Consider the following 16,705-nt stretch of genomic DNA (forward strand, 5'->3'; position numbering starts at 1 on the left):
GAGGCCGGGCGGTGTCATCAGGCCCTTCTGCGAGCCGGACATCGCGACGTCGACACCCCATTTGTCCATCTCGAACGGTATGCAGCCGAGCGAAGCCACGGTGTCGACCATGTAGAGCGCGGGATGATTGGCCGCCTTGATCGCCTTGCCGATCGCCTCGATGTCGTTCTGCACGCCCGAGGCCGTGTCGATCTGGACGACGACCACGGCCTTGATCCTGTGCTCGGTGTCGCGGCGCAGCCGCTCCTCGACTTCATGCGGCCGAACCGCGCGGCGCCAGTCGCCCTTGAGCACCTCGACCTCGGCGCCCATCAGCGACGCCGCATTGCCCCAGCCGATCGCGAAGCGTCCGCTCTCCAGCACCAGCACCTTGTCGCCGCGCGACAGCACGTTGGTCAGCGCCGCTTCCCAGGCGCCATGGCCGTTGGCGATGTAGATGTAGGATTTTCCCTTGGTCGCAAACAGTTTCGAGATGTCCCGGAGCAGGCTCTCGGTCAGCTCGGTCATCTGCTTGGAGTAGATGTCGATCGCCGGACGATGCATCGCCTGCAGCACCGTGTCGGGCATCGTGGTGGGCCCGGGGATGGCCAGAAATTCCCGGCCCGCGCGAACGGTCATTGCTATCTTCCTTGTGCCGTGAAGACGGTCTGGTGGGTCGCTGATCTACTCTTCTACGCGGCGGAAAGGCCCGAGAAAAGCGTTCAAAACGCAGGTCTGGGGCGGCTTTTTGCTTTGAGCATGGTCTTTTCGGAAAACCGCGTCACACTTTTCCGGATACTGCTCTATCGCTTGGTCTCGCGGCAGCCGGCGGCTTCCGCCTCCTCGACCGAGCAGAACCAGCGGGTGCCCTTGCTGATCTTCATCTTGATCTGGGCGTACCAGCGGCTGGTCGGGGTGTGATAGATGCACTCACCCGATGTATTGACGTTGCCCTTGATGGTGCAGTCAGGCGAGGGCGCGACCGGTCCGGAGGCCGAGGCGAGCAGCACCGCATGAGCGCCGTCGGGCGGCTTGGTGGCGCCGAGGATCACCGTCTTCTTGTTGCGCACGCGCCAGTCCCAGGGCGCGATGAAGGCGCCCTGCCACATCCCGGCCTTGGCCTCGCGCGCGGCAGCTTCGTCCGCCTCGTAGTCCTTCGAGAGGCGGGTATAGGCCAGCGCCCAGCCGCTGCGCACCAGCCATTTCTGGATGTCCTCGCCGCCGACCTCGCAGCGCGCCACCGTGCGGCCGCGGCGGTCGATCGAGCGGGCATGGCAGACCCAGTTTTTGCCGTCGCTGTATTTGGCGAGCTCGTCGCGCGCGGCGACGCCGCAGGTCCAGCGCTCGCTCTTGGTGTTGAGGCAGAGCTGGTCGACCGAGGGCGCGTCAATGCCGCCGAGCCGGATCCGCGTATTGCCGATCAGGACGGAATCACCCTCGCGGACCTTCGCGGTGCCGGTGATGTCGGCCGCCTGGGCCAGCGACGGGAGAGCAAGCAGGGACAGCGCAATCAGGAATTTTCGCAACATGCCGGTCCGCGTGGGAAGAAAACCTCGATGGAGCGCGCATTCTGGTCGGCTTTGGGCCTTCAGGCCAGCATATGCCGAACACGGGGGCTTTCAACTTCCCGTCATTGCAGAAGGTCTCGTAGGGTAACCCACCTCTTTCGTCTCCGCGGCGACAGAGGTGGTGGGTTACGCCCGACGAACTGCACTTCGCGCAGTCCGCAGGGCTAACACACCCTACAAGACCTTACCCGGCGCGAGACCTAGCCTCACCCCCGCGCCATCGCCCGCTTCGCCACCGCCAGTCCCATCAGCACGAACGCCGACGTCACCTCGGGGCCTCCGACCAGGATCCGCGTCGGGGTCTTCATCTTGTTCCATTCATAAGCGCGGAACGGGCCGCGGCGGCCGCCTTCGCCGATGGCATTGACGATCACGTTCAGGGCTGGCGCGAAGGCGCGCGGGTCGGCGCCGAGATGGCCAAGCGCGATCAGCGCCAGCGCGGCGTCGAACACGTTCATCTCCGCGGCCATCAGCTCGACCTTGACGTAGGAGAGTACGCGATGGCGGATGAAGTCGAAATCGCCATTCGGATCGATCGCGGCCTGCGCCGCCGGCGGCAGAGCCAGGAAGGCCGCATAGCAGCGGCCGAAATAGGCGCTGTAGAGTTCCGGCAGATAATAGATGTGCGAGCGCGGATTGGCGAAGGCGCCGCTCGCCGCCAGCCGCTTCTGGAAGCCGATGATCCGATGCACGGTCGCAAGTCGCGCAGGCGTCTCCAGGATCTTCCAGCGTGCCAGATTGCGAAAGCTCACCTCGAGAATGTCGAGATTGAGCGTCGGATCGAGATCGTTGCCGTAGGGGCGCTCGCCCCTGACATTGTCGATCCAGGTGGCGACGCCGCCCTCGTAGTCGAGATGATCGTTGAGCGGCACCGTCACGCGCGGCTCGTTGACGCCTGATAGCACCTGATAGCCCGCGTAGAAATCCAAAAGCGGCTGGTCGATGATCGGATCGATGCAGCCGGCCTGTGTCGCCGCCGAGATCGAGCACGCCGTGGTGTCGCAGTCAGGCACATAGACGCCGAAGCCGAGGTCCTGCTTGATCTGCGCGAAATAGCGCGAGAAGCGCGGATGCGGCGCGGGCGCCAGCGCCGTGATGACGTTGAAGCGCTGGCCGTTGCTGCCCTCGACCTCCTCACGGCTGATGTTGACGCAGAAATCGACCATGTCGGCGATCGCGCGCTGGGCCGCGATCTTGTCCGTGGGCGAGGCGAGCCCGGTCTCGACATAGCTCAACAGTGCCTCGATGAAGAACGCATCATAATAGGCCGAGCGGTGGCGGATCTGCACCGGCTCCCACATCGGCTCGGCGATCCCTCGCCATGGCGGATTGATCACGGCGCGAGCGGGCGAACGCGCGATGAAGACGCGCGCGAGGTTGAACAGCAGCGACGAATTCTTGTAGCCGCGCGCATTCAACCCGGTGAGCGCCATGATCAGCTCGCGCCCGCGGACATCAGGATCGCCGATCAGGTTGAAGGCGGCATAGGTCGGCAGAAAGCCGTTTTTGCCGTATGAGACGAGCAGGTGCTGCGCGCAATCGCGGATCGCGCCCTCGATCTGTGCCGTCGTCGGCATCGCGCCGACGAACATGGCCGGCGGCGGCTTGGGGTGGTCGAGCGTGATGGTGTCGACGAGTTCGGCAATGGGCCGGCCGACCGCGGCCCAGTCGGGTTCGGCATCGTCGCGGGCGCGGGCGAGTGCCTCGCGCAGCCGGGTCAGTTTCGCCTCGTCACGCAGTTCGCTCACGCCGGCACGGCGCAGCAGCAGGCGTAAAGCGGGATTGCCGAGCGCGGTCTTGTAGAACTTTGCCAAATGCGGATCGCCGCGGGCCTGGCCCGCGAGGACGGGATCGCAGACGTCATAAAGGGAGGGGCCGTCTTTTCGTGCCGTCAGCGCTCGGCACGCGGCACCTGCGAAATAATGGAGGCTCATGAAATACCTGGTCGCGGGGAACTGGGAGGCCAGGTCGACGACTGCCCCCTGCAAGTCTTTGAAAAAGCTACCCGGATTCGCGGGAAATTCAAATGTGACCGATGTCACGGAAAACTCAGGCACAAAAGCTGCATTGCCGCTTCCGGAAGGTTGCCGAGGAACCCGCTAGGCGCGGGATTCCATGAAGCAAAATTTTGCAATAGATTCAGTTATTTAGATCTAATTTGGGGCAGTCTATTGCCGGGGCGGCGATCTCAGGTTAAGGGTTTGTTTGGTGCGGTGCCGCAAATTGCGCGCAATTCGGGGGCACACCCCCGGCCAATCCCTCAAACCTAAAGACGCCATCGCGCTACTCAACCAGTGTGCGCGCGCTTGGCCGGTCTTTGGACTGACAGGAATGAAGCGAGATGAATGTAAGGCAGCTCGATATTTCCCGACGCTCGATTGCGCTCGCCGCGGCCCTCATCGGCACGGTGTCGCTGGCGATCGGTGCCCATGCTGCCCTCAACATGCGCGCGCTCGACGCCGCCAAGGCCGTTTCGACCGACCAGGTCACGGGCTCGGTGGGCGAGACCTCGCGTCTCGCGCTCGTGATCGGCAATGGTCATTATCCCGACGCCAGCGCGCCGCTGACGCAGTCGATCAACGACGCACGCGCGCTGTCCTCCAGCCTGCGCAAGAACGGCTTTGACGTCGACATGGTGGAAGACGCGAGCAAGGACGACATGATCCGCGCCGTCAACCGCCTGAAGTCCCGTATCAAGCACGACACCACCGTCATGCTGTTCTTCGGCGGCTATGGCGTGCAGGCCGGCCGCGAGAGCTACATGCTGCCCGTCGATGCCGTGATCTGGAAGGAAAGCGACGTCCGCCGTCAGGGCGTCTCGATCGAGGGCGTGCTCGAGATGATGAAGGAGCAGGGTGCCAAGGCCAAGCTCGTCGTCGTCGATGCCTCCCGCCGCAATCCCTACGAGCGCCGCTTCCGTTCTTACAGCCACGGTCTCGCGCCGATCGGTACGCCCGACAATGCGCTGATCCTGACGTCCGCCTCGCCCGGCAAGGTCGTGGACGACGGCAAGGGCGAGCACTCCACGCTGGTCAGCGAGCTCCTCGCCAACCTCGCGACGCAAGGCAGCGCCGAGAGCGTCTTCAACAAGACCCGCCTCGCCATCTCCCGCGCCTCCGAAGGCGATCAGGTCCCGACCGTGTCCTCCTCGCTGCTCGAGGACGTGCATTTCGATCAGGCCGGCGGATAGCTTTTCGCAGTGGATTAGCGCAGCGTAATCCACCGCTTCTCTCTCAGCTCGGAAAGCAAATAGGTGGATTACGCGAGCGGACTGCGCTTCGCGCAGCCGCGGGCCAATCCACCCTGCGGCATGCGTGGTTGGGCCACGACCGTCTCTCCACCGTCATCGCGAGCGCAGCGAAGCAATCCAGAATCCGTCCGCGGAAAGACTCTGGATTGCTTCGCTTCGCTCGCAATGACGGGTGTGGCGCGACCTACTTCGCCGCTTCGGCGGCCATCACCGGGCGCACCGGGTCGCCTTCGCGCAAGAGCGCGCCGGCGCGAGCCACGACGATGTCGCCTTCGTTGAGGCCGTCGCGAACCTCGATATTGCCGCCCGACATCAATCCGGTCTCGACCCGCTTGGTCTCGACGCGGTTGCGGCGGATCACCTGCACCACGGTGCCTGCGGATGAATATTGCACCGACGTCAGCGGCACCGCGACGTTGCAGCTCTGGCCGGTCTTGATCAGCGCGCGCCCGCTCGCGTTGATCAGCAGCCTCCGCGGCGAGGCGATGCCGATATAGACCATGCCCTGCTGGATGTTCGGCTCGACGGTCGGACCGATGCGGCGCACCTTGCCGTCGATATCGCCGGCGCCGGCAATGCGCACGGTGACAGGCTGATTGACCGCGAGCTTCCTGATGTCGTTGGTCGCAACAAGGCCGACGAGGTCGTATTCGCTGCGCGCCACGATGGTGAACAGCGCCTCGCCCTTGGCCGAGGCAGGCGCGCCGATCTGCGCCGTCGAGGTGGCGATGACGCCGGCCACCGGCGCGGTGACCTGCAGCGTGCCGCCTTCGGGCAGCGCCAGCCGCGCCAGCACCTGGCCGGCCGTCGTGGTCTCGCCCGCGTCGGCCAGCACCTCCGTCACCTTCAGGCCTGGACGCTCGGGCCGTACCGAGGTTTCCTCGCGCGCCATGATCGAGCCGGTCGCCTCGACGATGTCGGAGAAGCAGGATTTGGCCGCCTTCAGCACCGTGACCGCCGGCCCTTTTGGCGCGTCGTCATCAGCCGCGCCCGCGGGCAGGGCGGAGACCAGCGCCAGTCCGGCGAGCGCTGCGAAGGTCTGGGACAGGGAACGCGCAGGCAATGAACGCATCAGTCATTCCGGTTGGCTGCAAGGCTCTCAGCGATATGGCCCCATCGATAGCAGAAGCGATGGCGACGGGCCATGGGCTGACCGGATGAGAAATGCCGCAGCAGCGCAGGCGGCGCCACGCCGCCTGTTGGCTTTGTCGCTGCACAAGCCAAGAGGTTCGCGCTCACCATCTCCTTGAGAGGGAGGGTAAGAACTCTCACTTCAGCGTCAAAAACTCGACCCAGTTCGGCTTCTTGCCGGTGGGATACGACTTCAGCTTGCTGAGCGCGCCGCTTCCCTGGTCGATGGCGTAGACGGTCATGCCGTCGGAGAGCTCGCCGACGGCGGCGAGGTAGTGGCCGGTCGGATCGATGTTGAAGCCGCGCGGCTGTTTCTCGGTCGGCACGCTGCCGATCGTGGTCAGCTTGCCGCTCGATGCATCGACCTTGTAGGCGGTGAGCGTGTTGGTGGTGCGCTCGGAGGCGTAGAGAAAGCGGCCGTCAGGGGTGATGTGAATGTCGGCGGCCCAAGGTTTTCCCGAGAAACCTTCCGGGAGTGCCGTGGTGCGCTGGATCTCGCTCCAGGCTCCGCTCTTGGCCTCATAGCTGTAGGCCGCGACGTCGCCGTTCAGCTCGTGGATGAGATAGACGAACTTGCCGTCGGGGTGGAATACGAAGTGCCGCGGCCCGGATTTTTCCGGCGTCTTGATCGCCGGCTGATCGCTCGGCGTCAGCGTGCCCGCAGCGGCGTCGAACGCAAAGCTCAGCACCTGGTCCGAACCGAGATTGGTCGCGAACACGAAGCGGTTGTCGGGCGAGGGCAGGAAGGCGTGCGCATTCAGCCCGGTCGGGATCACCTGCTTCGGCTCGCCGACGACGCCGTCCGCGGCAAGCGGATTCAGCGCGACCTTGTTGCCGCCATAGGAGGCGCTGAACAGCACCTTGCCGGTGCGATCGGTTGCGATGTTGGCCATGCTGTCGGCGAGCGGCCCGTTGCCGATAGGGCTGAGGAGCCCGGTCTTGGGATCGATCGCAAAGCTCACGGCGACGAACGGTTGCGAGCGGACGCCGGCGATCAGCACGCGATGGTCGGGCGTGATCGTAAGTGGTGTCGAGGAGCCGGGCTTCTCGATGCCGGTGAAGGCGGCCGTCTGCACCGGGGTCATCTCGCCGTTCCCGGCAAGCTTGAACACGCTGATGCTGTTGCTGTCGGCATTGCCGACATAGGCGAAGGTTTCGGCCATGCCGGCACGGACTCCGGAAACGAGGGCAAGAGAGGTGACAACGGCGGTGAAGAGTGTGTTGGCGATCACCGCGCGGCGTGTCGGTCTGATCAAGGGCGTCCTCCTGCCGGTACGGCCAGTCGTTTTGCGGCAGGATAGCGGCTCGTATTCCCTTGCACCAAATTTCAGATGAGATCGATCGATGCCGAAATGGTATTGGTCCCGCGCTAGCGCACCGACGCCGTCAGATCGCGCGAGGGCAGATGCGGGCCGGCCTGATGGTCGGGCGGCCCGAGCACGGTCCATACGGCGACGGCGAGCAAGGCCGAGGTCAGGATGGTCCAGGCGACGAGTTGCTTCTGCATCAGGCCAAATCCGTCCAAGATTCGATGCGCCCAGTCCGCCACCTATCGTGCACCGCAAAAAGGTGCCGCCGATATGAACTCCTTCACAGCCGAACGGCGCTCCAGCAAATTACGAACCCAAATGACGAACGATTGCCGGCCGCGCGCATTGACCCGGCATGTCCCGCGAAAACGACCTCGAAGGCAAACCCGATATGGGTGGTAAGCACGGCGGCCAGTCCGGCCAGCCCAAGCCGCCACCGCGTCCGCGCGAAGGCCCTGGGGATGAAGACGTCGTGGCAAAACGCCGCGCCGGTGCAACCGATCGGAAGGTCGCGCCGACCAAGACAAGAGATCGCTAGGCGTTCGCCTGCAGGGAACGGCGGCCTCTTCCCGCCGTTACCCCGTCTCGCGGGTGAGGACGACAGAGGCCGGCAAAAGGAGGCTGGCACAAGGAGGCTGGAAAGTGTTTTGGATCTATTGGGACACCGCCTGGTCGCTCATCATCAGCGGCATCATGTTCGCCACCATCATCGCGCACCCGGACGCCGAGTTCGTCGAGGTTCACCCCATCGGGCGTTCGAAATGAGCCTGATGATTTGAGGTCGCGCGCCCGGCGGTGCAAATCGGGCCGCGCCGCCGCGCGTCGCTGCGGACCGAGGGGCATGTGGTGAACCAAATCTTAGGGCCAAGCCGGTAGTTTTCTGCATCTTTTCCGATTCAGAGACCCGGCGGTCCCATGGCGTTGTTCGGCAATCCCTCCATTCGTTCCGTTCTCGGCGCCATCATCGCCGTCCTCGGCCTGTTCCTCCTCGGGCAGCTCTCGACCGGCCTGTTCGGTGCCATCGAGCGCAACAGCGCGGCACAAAAGGTCGAGCGCTACGCCGGCACCGACCAGCAGCTTTTCACGACGCTGCTCGGCTTCCGGATCGAGCGCGGCACCTTCCTCTCGGCGCTGGTTGCCGAAGAGCCTGCCAATGCCGCCGCCGATGAGCGGATCGCTGCCAACCGGCAACTGTCCGAAGCTGCCTACAAGATCGTGCTCGAACGCCTCGACGGCGTGTCCGATACCCGCCTTGCCGGCCTCCTGGGCAAGTTCGTTGCGCTCCATGACGCGCTGATGCCGCTGCGAACCAGGGCCGAAGCCCTGATCCACCAGCCGAAGGCGGCACGCGACACCAAGGCGGCCGACGAGTTCAGGAAAACGGCGCAGGACTATCTCGACTCCGTACTCGCATTGACCATTGCGCTGGAGAACGCGCTCAAGCTCACGGACCCCGTGGTCGATCATCTCCTCGGCGTGAAGCAGTCCGCCTGGGCCGCGCGCAATTTCGGCGGCCTCATCGCGATCCGTCTCGAGGCCGCGGGCGCTGCCGCAAAGCCCTGGACCGCCGCCGACATCGTGGGCGCGGCCGAGGACGGCGGCCGTGCCAAGCAGGCCTGGAGCCAAGTGCAGGATGCCGCAAGCCGCACCGACGCGCCTGCGAGCCTCACCGACGTGATCGCGCGTTCGAAGCAGGGCGACGCCGTCGCCATGGTCGAGCGCCAGCAGGAACTCATCAAGGCGCTGAGCAACAACCAGACGATCGAGATCAAGGGCGTGGAGCTTGCCAAGCTCAACACCGCCATTCTCAATTTTTACGTGGAGGCGGGTCAGGCGGCGCTGGCCGAGATGGTCGCCCGTGCCGGGCAGCAGAAGACGGCTGCAATATGGAGCCTCGTCTTCAACGGTGCCATGATGCTGGTCGCGCTCGCCATCACGGTGTTCGGCTTCATCCTGGTTCAGAGCCGCGTCTCTACGCCGATCCGCAAGCTGACGCAGGCGATGCGCAAGCTCGCCGAGCGCGACTATGCGATCGAGCTCGCAGGCATCGAGCGCGGCGACGAGATCGGCGAAATGTCGCGTGCCGTGTCGGTGTTCAAGGAGAACATGATCACGGGCGACAGCCTCGGCGAAGAAAAGGCTGCCGAGCAGGCCAAGAAGGAGCGGCGCCAGCTCGCCATCGACCGGCTGATCGAGCAGTTCGAAAAGACTGTCACGGAATCGCTGCACACGCTGGCCTCGGCGTCGGGCGAGCTGAATGCCACGGCGCAGTCGATGTCCTCGACCGCCGAGCAGGGCTCGTCCCAGGCGGCCTCGGTCGCGAGCCTGTCGAGCGATGCCTCTTCGAACGTTCAGACGGTTGCGGCGGCAACGGAAGAGCTCTCGGCCTCGATCAGCGAGATCAGCCGGCAGGTCGCGGAATCCTCCAGCATCGCGGGCGCTGCCGCCAGCGAAGCCGATCGCACCAACACCGAGGTGCAGGCGCTGGCCGACGCCGCCCAGCGCATCGGCGACGTCGTCGCGTTGATCACGGGCATTGCCGAGCAGACCAATCTGCTCGCGCTCAATGCCACCATCGAGGCGGCGCGCGCAGGTGACGCCGGACGCGGCTTTGCGGTGGTCGCATCCGAAGTGAAGAATCTCGCCACGCAGACCGCGAAGGCGACGGAAGAGATCACCGGCCAGGTCGCCGCGATCCAGGGCGCGACCAAATCCTCGGTGACTGCGATCCAGTCGATCGGCACCACCATCCAGCGCGTCAACGAGATCGCAGCTGCGATCGCGGCTGCCGTCGAGGAGCAGGGCGCGGCGACGCGCGAGATCGCGCGCAACGTGCAGCAGGCCTCGCAGGGCACCAACGAGGTCTCACGGCACATCTCCGGCGTATCCCAGGCCGCCGGGCAGACCGGCGCGGCCGCCGGCGAGGTGCTCGACTCCGCCAAGATGCTGGCGCGCCTGTCCGACGATCTCAAGCGCGACGTCGACCGCTTCGTCGGCGATCTCCGGGCGGCGTAGCGCAGTTCCGGGCTCGTCCCGGGACGCTACGCAGCACGAAGCGATGCGCCATCGGGGCGTTGCCGCCCCGTCAGCTGGACCTTGTCGCCGCCGCCGCGATCTCCGCCGCGAAGTCGCGGTAGGAGCGCAGCGGACGACCGAGGATAGCGGTCAACCGCTCGACGTCGCCGGCGTCGGGGATCATGCCGTGAGTGACGTAACGCTCCGCCATCAGACGCATCTCGTAGGCCGTCCATTTCGGCATGAAGCTCGCCATGTTCTGCTCGAACCCACTCGGATCGTCGCCGCCATAGACGACCGGGCGTCCCAGGAGATCAGACCAGATCTTCGCCACGTCAGGTCCGGTCAACGTGTCGGGCCCGACCAGGTTGATGGTCTCGACCGGAAGCTTTTCCGGCGCCCGGTCGCGACGGATCAGTTCGACCGCAGCGACCTCGGCGATGTCGCGGGCGTCGACCATGGCGACGCCCTTGCTGCCGATCGGCATCGGATAGACGCCGTGATTGAGGATCACGTCCTTGATCATGAGCTCGTTGTCGATGAAATAGCTCGGGCGCAGGATGGTGGCGCTGAAGCCCATCTGCGCCAGCATGCGCTCGGCGCCTGACTTGACGGCGAAGTGCGGCACGTTCACGGCCGCATCGGCGTCGAACACCGACAGATAGACCACCCGTTCGACACCGGCCTCGCGGGCGATGTTCAGCGTGATGATCGCCTGCGTGAATTCGTCGCCGGTCACGGCGTTGAGCAGGAACAGCGTTCTCACGCCGTCGAACGCAGCGCGCGACGAGTCGATGTCGAGAAGGTCGCCCTTGGCGACGTCGACGCTCGAGGGGACGTCGGCCTTGGCGGGATCACGGGTCAGCACGCGCACCTTGGCGCCGCGCTCGACGAGTTGCTGGACAACGTGGCGGCCGACGCGGCCGGTGGCGCCTGCTACGAGGATGGTCATGGGGTCACTCCTTGCTGGGGGTTAGAAGACACCCCGCAAATTAGTGATCCGAATTAGAGCCGATAGACGCTATTTTTAGACCGTACGTCTCACAGGTGGAACAGACCGATCTGCCTGCGCTTGCCGACTTCATCTGCTCGCCCGGCACGGAGGGTCGGTCAGGCCGCACGGGCCGTGCAGCGAGCAGCCAGCGGCTGAAGCCGCCCCGTTGCTCCCGTTTTCTCAGGTCATGCTGCCCGGCATGAAGCAGCGGATGTTGGCGCGGCCGTTGACGTAATAGGGCCAGACGATGGTGCGGCCGATGCGGTTCGGTTCGGTGATGACGGTATCATCGGGTACGTCGATCCAGTCACCCATGATCCTCACGCGATAGTGTCCACCGCGCGTCTCCCAATCGACGTCGTCGAGCGCCGTGCCGTCCGCATCCGCACAGCAGGGGCCGCCACCCTTGCTGTGCAGGCTCTCGAACCAGCCCTTGAGGGGTGAGTTCGCAAAGCGGCCGTCGTCGCGCGCCTGCGCGGCAAAGCCGATCAATGCGGTGGCCGCTATGAGTGGGATCATCCTGGAAGTCACGATCGCCATGTCGCCTCGCTTGATGTGCACGCGCGCAACCGATCGCAGGCGGCAAGTCGCCCGCGTCGTGCGTGATGCAATGTCGACTGAGGCCAGCCCGGCCGGAGTTCCCGGCCGTCTCAGCAGCGCGATAACTGCGAGATGCGAGGTTTGATCCTATTTCCTCTGGACCATGCGAACATCGCTGCAATGCGGGCGAGCGGCCGGCCTCAGGCCGCCGCCGCCTGCTTCGCCAGCAATTGCTTCAGCTTCGCCGCCGGCACGGCCGGGCTGAACAGCCAGCCCTGCATCTGGCTGCATCCGAGCTGCCGCAGCACCGCGGCTTGCGCCTCGGTCTCGACGCCTTCCGCCGTCGTCGCCATGTGGCGGGCCGCGGCCATGTGCACCACGGCCTGGACGATCGGGGAGGAATCCTCGGATTGGCCGATGTCGCTGATGAAGCTGCGATCGATCTTGATCTTGTCGAAGGGGAAGCGATGCAGGTAGCTCAGCGACGAATAGCCGGTGCCGAAATCGTCGAGCGCGATGCGCACGCCGAGATCGCGCAGCTGCTGCAGGATGGTCAGGGCCTCCGCGTCGTCGCGGATCAGCACGGTTTCGGTGATCTCGAGCTCGAGCCGTCCCGGCGCGAGGCCTGACTCGGCGAGCGCGGTTGCAACCTTCAGCGCCAGCGTCTTGGAGCGGAATTGCACCGGCGAGACGTTGACCGCGATGTGGATGTCGCCGGGCCACGACGCCGCCTCGGCGCAGGCCTGCTTCAGCACCCATTCGCCGATCTCGCCGATCAGGCCGGTGTCCTCAGCGACCGGAATGAAGTCGGCCGGCGAGACCATGCCGCGCTCCGGATGGTGCCACCTGAGCAAGGCCTCGCAGCCGGTGACGACGTTGGCGGAGAGATCGACCAGGGGCTGGTAGTGCACCTCGAATTCGCGGCGGGCCAGCGCCTGGCGCAGATCGATCTCGAGCTGGCGGCGATGCCGCGCCTTGGCGTCATATTCCGGCACGAAGACGCGGAAGGTGCCGCGCCCTTCGCACTTCGCCGCATACATCGCCAGATCGGCGCGCTTGAGCAGATCGTCGATGATGTCGCCGTGGTCGGGCGCGATCGCGATGCCGATGCTGGCGTCGGTCGTGATCTCCTGGCCCTTGCAATCGACCGGCATGCGCAGCGCCTTCAGGATCCGTTCGGCCAGCGCCGTCAGCTCGGCCTGGTCGGAGCTCCCGGCCCTGACGATGGCGAACTCGTCGCCGCCGAGCCGCGCCACGAGATCGTTGTCGCCGACGCAGGCGCGCAGGCGGTTCGCGACCTGGCGCAGCAGTTCGTCACCGACCTCGTGACCGAGCGAATCGTTGACGCCCTTGAACTCGTCGACGTCGATATAGAGGACCGCAAATGACCTGCCTTGGGCGAGCTCCGCCACGCGCCGTTCCAGATGTCCGCGCATCAGCACGCGGTTGGGCAGGTCGGTCAGGGCGTCGTAATGCGCCATATGTGCGATGCGCTCGTCGGCGCGGATGCGCTCGGTGACGTCGTTGTGGGTGGCGAGCCAGCCACCGGCCGCGCCGGGCTGGTTCTTGACTTCGATCAGGCGGCCGTCGGAGGTCTCGACGATGGTGCTCTGGAGGCGCCCCGCATTGCTCAGGATGTCTTCGCAATAGGCGTCGACGTCACCGTGGAATGAGCCGGTATCTGCGCGGTGCTGGATCACCTCGCGGAAAGACGTGCCTGGCTTCACCACTGCGGTCGAGAGCCCGTACATCTCGATGTAGCGGCGGTTGCAGACGACGAGCCGCTCGTCCTGGTCGAACATCAAGAGGCCCTGCGTCATCGTATTCAGGGCGGTGTCGAGCCGCTGCTTCTCCAGCGACACGCGGTTGGTCACCTGGCGGAAGATCAGGAACAGCGTGAGCACGAGCAGGCCGATCGACAGCACGGCCACGGTGACGAAGAATTTGGTTTGCGTGCGCCATGTGGCGAGTGTCGCGTCCAGCGATTTGGTGGCGACCACCACCAGCGGCTCGCCGGTGAGCCGGCGCGAGGCGACGATGCGGTCCTTGCCGTCTATCGGGCTCGTGAGCTCCGTCGTGACGAAGCTGCGCTCGAACACGGATTTCTGCTCGGCCGTGCCGGTGCGGAAGTTCTGTCCGATCATGGCATCGACATGCGGAACGCGCGCGAGCAGCTGGCCATTCTGGTGGTGCATCGCGAGCGAGGCGTCGTCGCCGAGGCCGGTCGAGGCGAAGAAGGCTTCGAGCTGTTCCGGCGTGATCGCGCGGGTCACGATGCCGAGGAACTCGCCATGCGCGCCCGACACGCGTCGCGCAAACACGATCGCCGGACCGCTGCCGAACCGGCCGGGCACGACCTCGATCTCTTCCTGCGCGGCCGGATCGTTCTTGAGCCTGATAAAATAGCCGCGGTCGGACACCGAGATGTCGGCGACGGGCCAGCTCTTCGACGAGTTGATCAGCTCGCCCCTGGAATCGAACAAATTGGCGCCGGCGACGTCGGACCAGCCGCTCGCCTTGGTGCGCAGCACCTCGTGCATGGCGAGCGTCGACATCTCGCTGCGGAAGACATCGGGGGAATCGATGCCATGGCTTTCGAGCTCCGCGATGATGCTCTTCTGCAGCACCGCAAAATCCTCGAATTGCCGGTCGAAATGCCGTGCGAGCAGGCGGACCGAGCTTTCCAGGCTGCCGCGGCCGCTCTCGATCGCGTTCTGGCGGAAGCGGTCGACAGTCAGCGCGGTGCCGACGGCCATCGCCGCCATCAGCACGAAGCCGCCGACGATCAGCCACGTCAGCGGAGCGCTCCGCCAACGGCGAAGCAACGCGCGCAGCCGCGCGGTCCAGCTTGTTGATACGCCCATCCCTGCCGTCTCCCTTGAGAGGCAAGATGCAGCAAAACTGACAAGAGCGCGTTACCAGCAACGGTTAGGGAACTATGAATCGGAACAAAATCAGGGAGTTGGCGCGGCCCCGAAAGGGCCCAAACCGAATCCGGTTCCGCCCGCCGCTCACTCCCGCTTCACTTCCTATGTCAGGGCTTTCGCATTGTCCTTGGCGAAGATCTCGGGCACGTCGAATTTTCCGGTCTGGAGGTCGTAGCGGCATTGCCAGCCGCCGAGGCCCTTCATGACGGTGTTTTTCGGATGCTTGTCGTATTCGCCGCCGAGCGAGATCACGAGATAGCGGTTGTTGGGCCAGTCGACGCCGAGTTCGCGATAGGCCTCTTCCGTGCCCTCAAGGAGATTGGCCGAGATGTGAAAGTCGAGCTTGGCGAATCGCTTCGTCTCTGGCCGGCCATAGAAATAGGCCCAGGCGAGATCGCTGAGCGATTTGCTGGTGGCGTTCGTGAAGCTGCCGTTGACGGAATGGTAGAGGAAGAGGTCCTGCTCGCCCGAGCCGGTCTTCTGCATCCGCACCAGCCATTGCGAATCCGCGGTGAAGCGGAAGCCGGCGCCATAACCCTGCTCCGGCTTCAGCTCCGTCATCTGGCCGCCGCGACGCGCCCAGACCTGCCATTTGACGTCCCAATCACCGCCATCCTTCATGTATTGCTCGAGCCGGGTGGCGCCGTCGGGCGAGGTGAAGGCGAGATCGGCATTGTCGGTCAGGACGAATCCCGGCGGCGGGCCGGAGGCAGCCAGCGCGGGGGAGGCTGCGAGCGTGAAGGCAAGCGCCAGCCATGGCGCGGTGCGGCGAGATGCGGTCACGATAAATTCCTGAAAAAAAATTGCGGCGAAGCGGCCTCGCTGATTTGACGTGCGTCAGGGCCCGCCGGTTCACGATCCAGGCTTGCTGCCGTAGCCAAAACGGCGCAATTTGCCGGAGTTGATTTGGCGACCCGGACTATTGATCAAGGTTTGATGATCGATGATCACCGCATCCAAGGCCTTCGTTGCTTTCTGTCTGCTGGCGGTGGTCGGCACCGTGCTGGTGATCGGCCCCGCCGAGCTGCGCCATCTGCTGTCGGGCAAGACGAACACGGAGGTCGCCGCGGTCGTGAAGCCGGACGCGAAACAGCCCGACGCCAAGACCAGGCTCGAGCCTGAGGCAAAGGCCGAAATGAAGGCCGAGGCCAACACAGAGGCCAAGTCGGAGGCCAAGTCAGAGGCGAAGACCGCCGAGCGGAAGCTCGCCGCGGCTGCGCCGGTACCGTCCGCCTCTCCGACGGTCGAGACCCAGAAGCAGGTCGCGGCGCTGGCCGAGATCGCGCCCGCCAAGTCGCAGCCTTCAGCTGCCGACGCCGGCCCCCGTTTCGACGTCGCCCGCGTTGACGATCAAGGCGAGGCTGCTGTCATCGCCGGCCAGGCCGCGCCCGGTGCAAAGGTCGAGCTGCTGCGCGATGGCCAGCCGCTCGACAGCGTGGTGGCCGATGCATCGGGCCAGTTCGTCATGACCCCGCCGAAACTTCCCGCCGGCAGCTATGAGCTGGCGCTGCGGGCGACGGCACCCGATGGCACCGTCGTGCAGTCGAGCCGCACCATGCCGGTGACGATCGCCGAGGCTTCGCCGCCGGCGCGCGTTGCGGCGGCGCCCAAGCCGGACGCGAAGCCAGTCGACAAGCCTGACGATAAATCAGACGTCGTCGCGTCCTTGCCGCCGCCACGCCTTGCCGCCACGCAAGCGGCCCGGCCTCGCATGATGGGCTCGCCGAAACCCAAATCCATGGCGAGGCTGCCGGCCGCGAATGCTGCCGTCGCATCGGCCTCGCCCGCGGAGGCCATCACCCCGGCGACGGCGGAGGCCGCCGGCAGCCGGGTGGTGTCCCGCGGCGACAGCCTCTGGGCGCTGAGCCGTCTCGCCTATGGCGACGGCGCCCGCTATGCGGTGATCTTCAACGCCAACCGCGCGAAGATCCACAATCCCAACCTGATCTATCCCGGCCAGACCGTCGTGGTGCCGCAAAAGCCGCAGTGAG

Annotated in this window: 15 protein-coding genes; 5 read left to right on the forward strand and 10 right to left on the reverse strand. The window is 65.4% G+C overall.

What is annotated here, in order from left to right; translation table 11 throughout:
* From BM222_RS20525 to BM222_RS20535, 3 genes are all read right to left on the reverse strand, one after another.
* A partial coding sequence (locus BM222_RS20525; protein WP_143106004.1) for a pyridoxal-phosphate-dependent aminotransferase family protein occupies nt 1-618 on the reverse strand: 618 nt, incomplete at its 3' end.
* Between the two features lie 164 nt (nt 619-782).
* Nucleotides 783-1,508, reverse strand: a complete 726-nt coding sequence (locus BM222_RS20530) for a thermonuclease family protein (protein WP_092231039.1) — start codon at nt 1,506-1,508, stop codon at nt 783-785.
* A 245-nt stretch (nt 1,509-1,753) separates the two neighbouring features.
* Nucleotides 1,754-3,481 carry a hypothetical protein gene (locus BM222_RS20535; protein WP_177243337.1) on the reverse strand — a complete coding sequence of 576 codons (1,728 nt, stop codon included), beginning with the start codon at nt 3,479-3,481 and terminating at the stop codon, nt 1,754-1,756.
* 407 nt (nt 3,482-3,888) lie between these two features.
* Here BM222_RS20535 and BM222_RS20540 point away from each other — a divergent pair, with 407 nt between their 5' ends.
* The gene (locus tag BM222_RS20540; protein ID WP_092231044.1) at nt 3,889-4,737 is read left to right on the forward strand and encodes a caspase family protein; all 849 of its coding nucleotides are present in this window, start codon (nt 3,889-3,891) and stop codon (nt 4,735-4,737) included.
* Nucleotides 4,738-4,981: 244 nt separating this feature from the next.
* Here BM222_RS20540 and BM222_RS20545 read toward each other — a convergent pair whose 3' ends face one another.
* From BM222_RS20545 to BM222_RS41180, 3 genes are all read right to left on the reverse strand, one after another.
* On the reverse strand, nt 4,982-5,869 hold the full coding sequence (locus BM222_RS20545; RefSeq protein ID WP_092231047.1) for an efflux RND transporter periplasmic adaptor subunit: 888 nt from the start codon (nt 5,867-5,869) through the stop codon (nt 4,982-4,984).
* A gap of 196 nt (nt 5,870-6,065) precedes the next feature.
* Nucleotides 6,066-7,184: a lactonase family protein gene (locus BM222_RS20550; protein ID WP_092231050.1), complete on the reverse strand. Its 1,119-nt coding sequence runs from the start codon at nt 7,182-7,184 to the stop codon at nt 6,066-6,068.
* A 113-nt stretch (nt 7,185-7,297) separates the two neighbouring features.
* On the reverse strand, nt 7,298-7,435 hold the full coding sequence (locus BM222_RS41180) for a hypothetical protein (RefSeq protein WP_177243338.1): 138 nt from the start codon (nt 7,433-7,435) through the stop codon (nt 7,298-7,300).
* Between the two features lie 158 nt (nt 7,436-7,593).
* On the opposite strand from BM222_RS41180, the gene BM222_RS41185 reads away from it, so the two are divergent.
* The 3 genes from BM222_RS41185 to BM222_RS20560 all read left to right on the forward strand — a co-directional run bounded on the left by BM222_RS41185 (nt 7,594) and on the right by BM222_RS20560 (nt 10,253).
* The gene (locus BM222_RS41185; RefSeq protein WP_177243339.1) at nt 7,594-7,776 is read left to right on the forward strand and encodes a hypothetical protein; all 183 of its coding nucleotides are present in this window, start codon (nt 7,594-7,596) and stop codon (nt 7,774-7,776) included.
* Between the two features lie 104 nt (nt 7,777-7,880).
* Nucleotides 7,881-8,003 carry a hypothetical protein gene (locus BM222_RS42840; RefSeq protein ID WP_283810249.1) on the forward strand — a complete coding sequence of 41 codons (123 nt, stop codon included), beginning with the start codon at nt 7,881-7,883 and terminating at the stop codon, nt 8,001-8,003.
* Nucleotides 8,004-8,153: 150 nt separating this feature from the next.
* Nucleotides 8,154-10,253, forward strand: coding sequence for a methyl-accepting chemotaxis protein (locus tag BM222_RS20560; protein ID WP_092231054.1), 2,100 nt, complete (start codon nt 8,154-8,156; stop codon nt 10,251-10,253).
* A 70-nt stretch (nt 10,254-10,323) separates the two neighbouring features.
* On the opposite strand, the gene BM222_RS20565 is transcribed toward BM222_RS20560, so the two are convergent.
* The 4 genes from BM222_RS20565 to BM222_RS20580 all read right to left on the reverse strand — a co-directional run bounded on the left by BM222_RS20565 (nt 10,324) and on the right by BM222_RS20580 (nt 15,497).
* The gene (locus BM222_RS20565) at nt 10,324-11,205 is read right to left on the reverse strand and encodes an SDR family oxidoreductase (protein ID WP_092231057.1); all 882 of its coding nucleotides are present in this window, start codon (nt 11,203-11,205) and stop codon (nt 10,324-10,326) included.
* Between the two features lie 222 nt (nt 11,206-11,427).
* Nucleotides 11,428-11,787: a hypothetical protein gene (locus BM222_RS20570; RefSeq protein WP_092231060.1), complete on the reverse strand. Its 360-nt coding sequence runs from the start codon at nt 11,785-11,787 to the stop codon at nt 11,428-11,430.
* Nucleotides 11,788-11,987: 200 nt separating this feature from the next.
* On the reverse strand, nt 11,988-14,651 hold the full coding sequence (locus BM222_RS20575) for a bifunctional diguanylate cyclase/phosphodiesterase (RefSeq protein ID WP_092231063.1): 2,664 nt from the start codon (nt 14,649-14,651) through the stop codon (nt 11,988-11,990).
* 165 nt (nt 14,652-14,816) lie between these two features.
* Nucleotides 14,817-15,497, reverse strand: a complete 681-nt coding sequence (locus BM222_RS20580) for a hypothetical protein (RefSeq protein WP_092231066.1) — start codon at nt 15,495-15,497, stop codon at nt 14,817-14,819.
* Nucleotides 15,498-15,657: 160 nt separating this feature from the next.
* On the opposite strand from BM222_RS20580, the gene BM222_RS20585 reads away from it, so the two are divergent.
* Entirely contained in the window at nt 15,658-16,704 is a 1,047-nt protein-coding gene (locus tag BM222_RS20585) for a LysM peptidoglycan-binding domain-containing protein (RefSeq protein ID WP_092231067.1), read from the forward strand.
* The last annotated feature ends 1 nt before the right edge of the window (nt 16,705 follow it).

It is taken from the genome of Bradyrhizobium sp. Gha (genome assembly GCF_900113735.1).
In the GTDB taxonomy this organism is placed as follows: domain Bacteria; phylum Pseudomonadota; class Alphaproteobacteria; order Rhizobiales; family Xanthobacteraceae; genus Bradyrhizobium.

Bases quoted from the DNA above. Each gene is read 5' to 3' on its own strand.
- BM222_RS41180 (WP_177243338.1), bottom strand. From the start codon at position 7,435: ATGCAGAAGCAACTCGTCGCCTGGACCATCCTGACCTCGGCCTTGCTC.
- BM222_RS20585 (WP_092231067.1), top strand. From the start codon at position 15,658: ATGATCACCGCATCCAAGGCCTTCGTTGCTTTCTGTCTGCTGGCGGTG.
- BM222_RS20545 (WP_092231047.1), bottom strand. From the start codon at position 5,869: ATGCGTTCATTGCCTGCGCGTTCCCTGTCCCAGACCTTCGCAGCGCTC.
- BM222_RS41185 (WP_177243339.1), top strand. From the start codon at position 7,594: ATGTCCCGCGAAAACGACCTCGAAGGCAAACCCGATATGGGTGGTAAG.
- BM222_RS20565 (WP_092231057.1), bottom strand. From the start codon at position 11,205: ATGACCATCCTCGTAGCAGGCGCCACCGGCCGCGTCGGCCGCCACGTT.
- BM222_RS20575 (WP_092231063.1), bottom strand. From the start codon at position 14,651: ATGGGCGTATCAACAAGCTGGACCGCGCGGCTGCGCGCGTTGCTTCGC.
- BM222_RS20530 (WP_092231039.1), bottom strand. From the start codon at position 1,508: ATGTTGCGAAAATTCCTGATTGCGCTGTCCCTGCTTGCTCTCCCGTCG.
- BM222_RS20535 (WP_177243337.1), bottom strand. From the start codon at position 3,481: ATGAGCCTCCATTATTTCGCAGGTGCCGCGTGCCGAGCGCTGACGGCA.
- BM222_RS20540 (WP_092231044.1), top strand. From the start codon at position 3,889: ATGAATGTAAGGCAGCTCGATATTTCCCGACGCTCGATTGCGCTCGCC.
- BM222_RS20570 (WP_092231060.1), bottom strand. From the start codon at position 11,787: ATGGCGATCGTGACTTCCAGGATGATCCCACTCATAGCGGCCACCGCA.
- BM222_RS20560 (WP_092231054.1), top strand. From the start codon at position 8,154: ATGGCGTTGTTCGGCAATCCCTCCATTCGTTCCGTTCTCGGCGCCATC.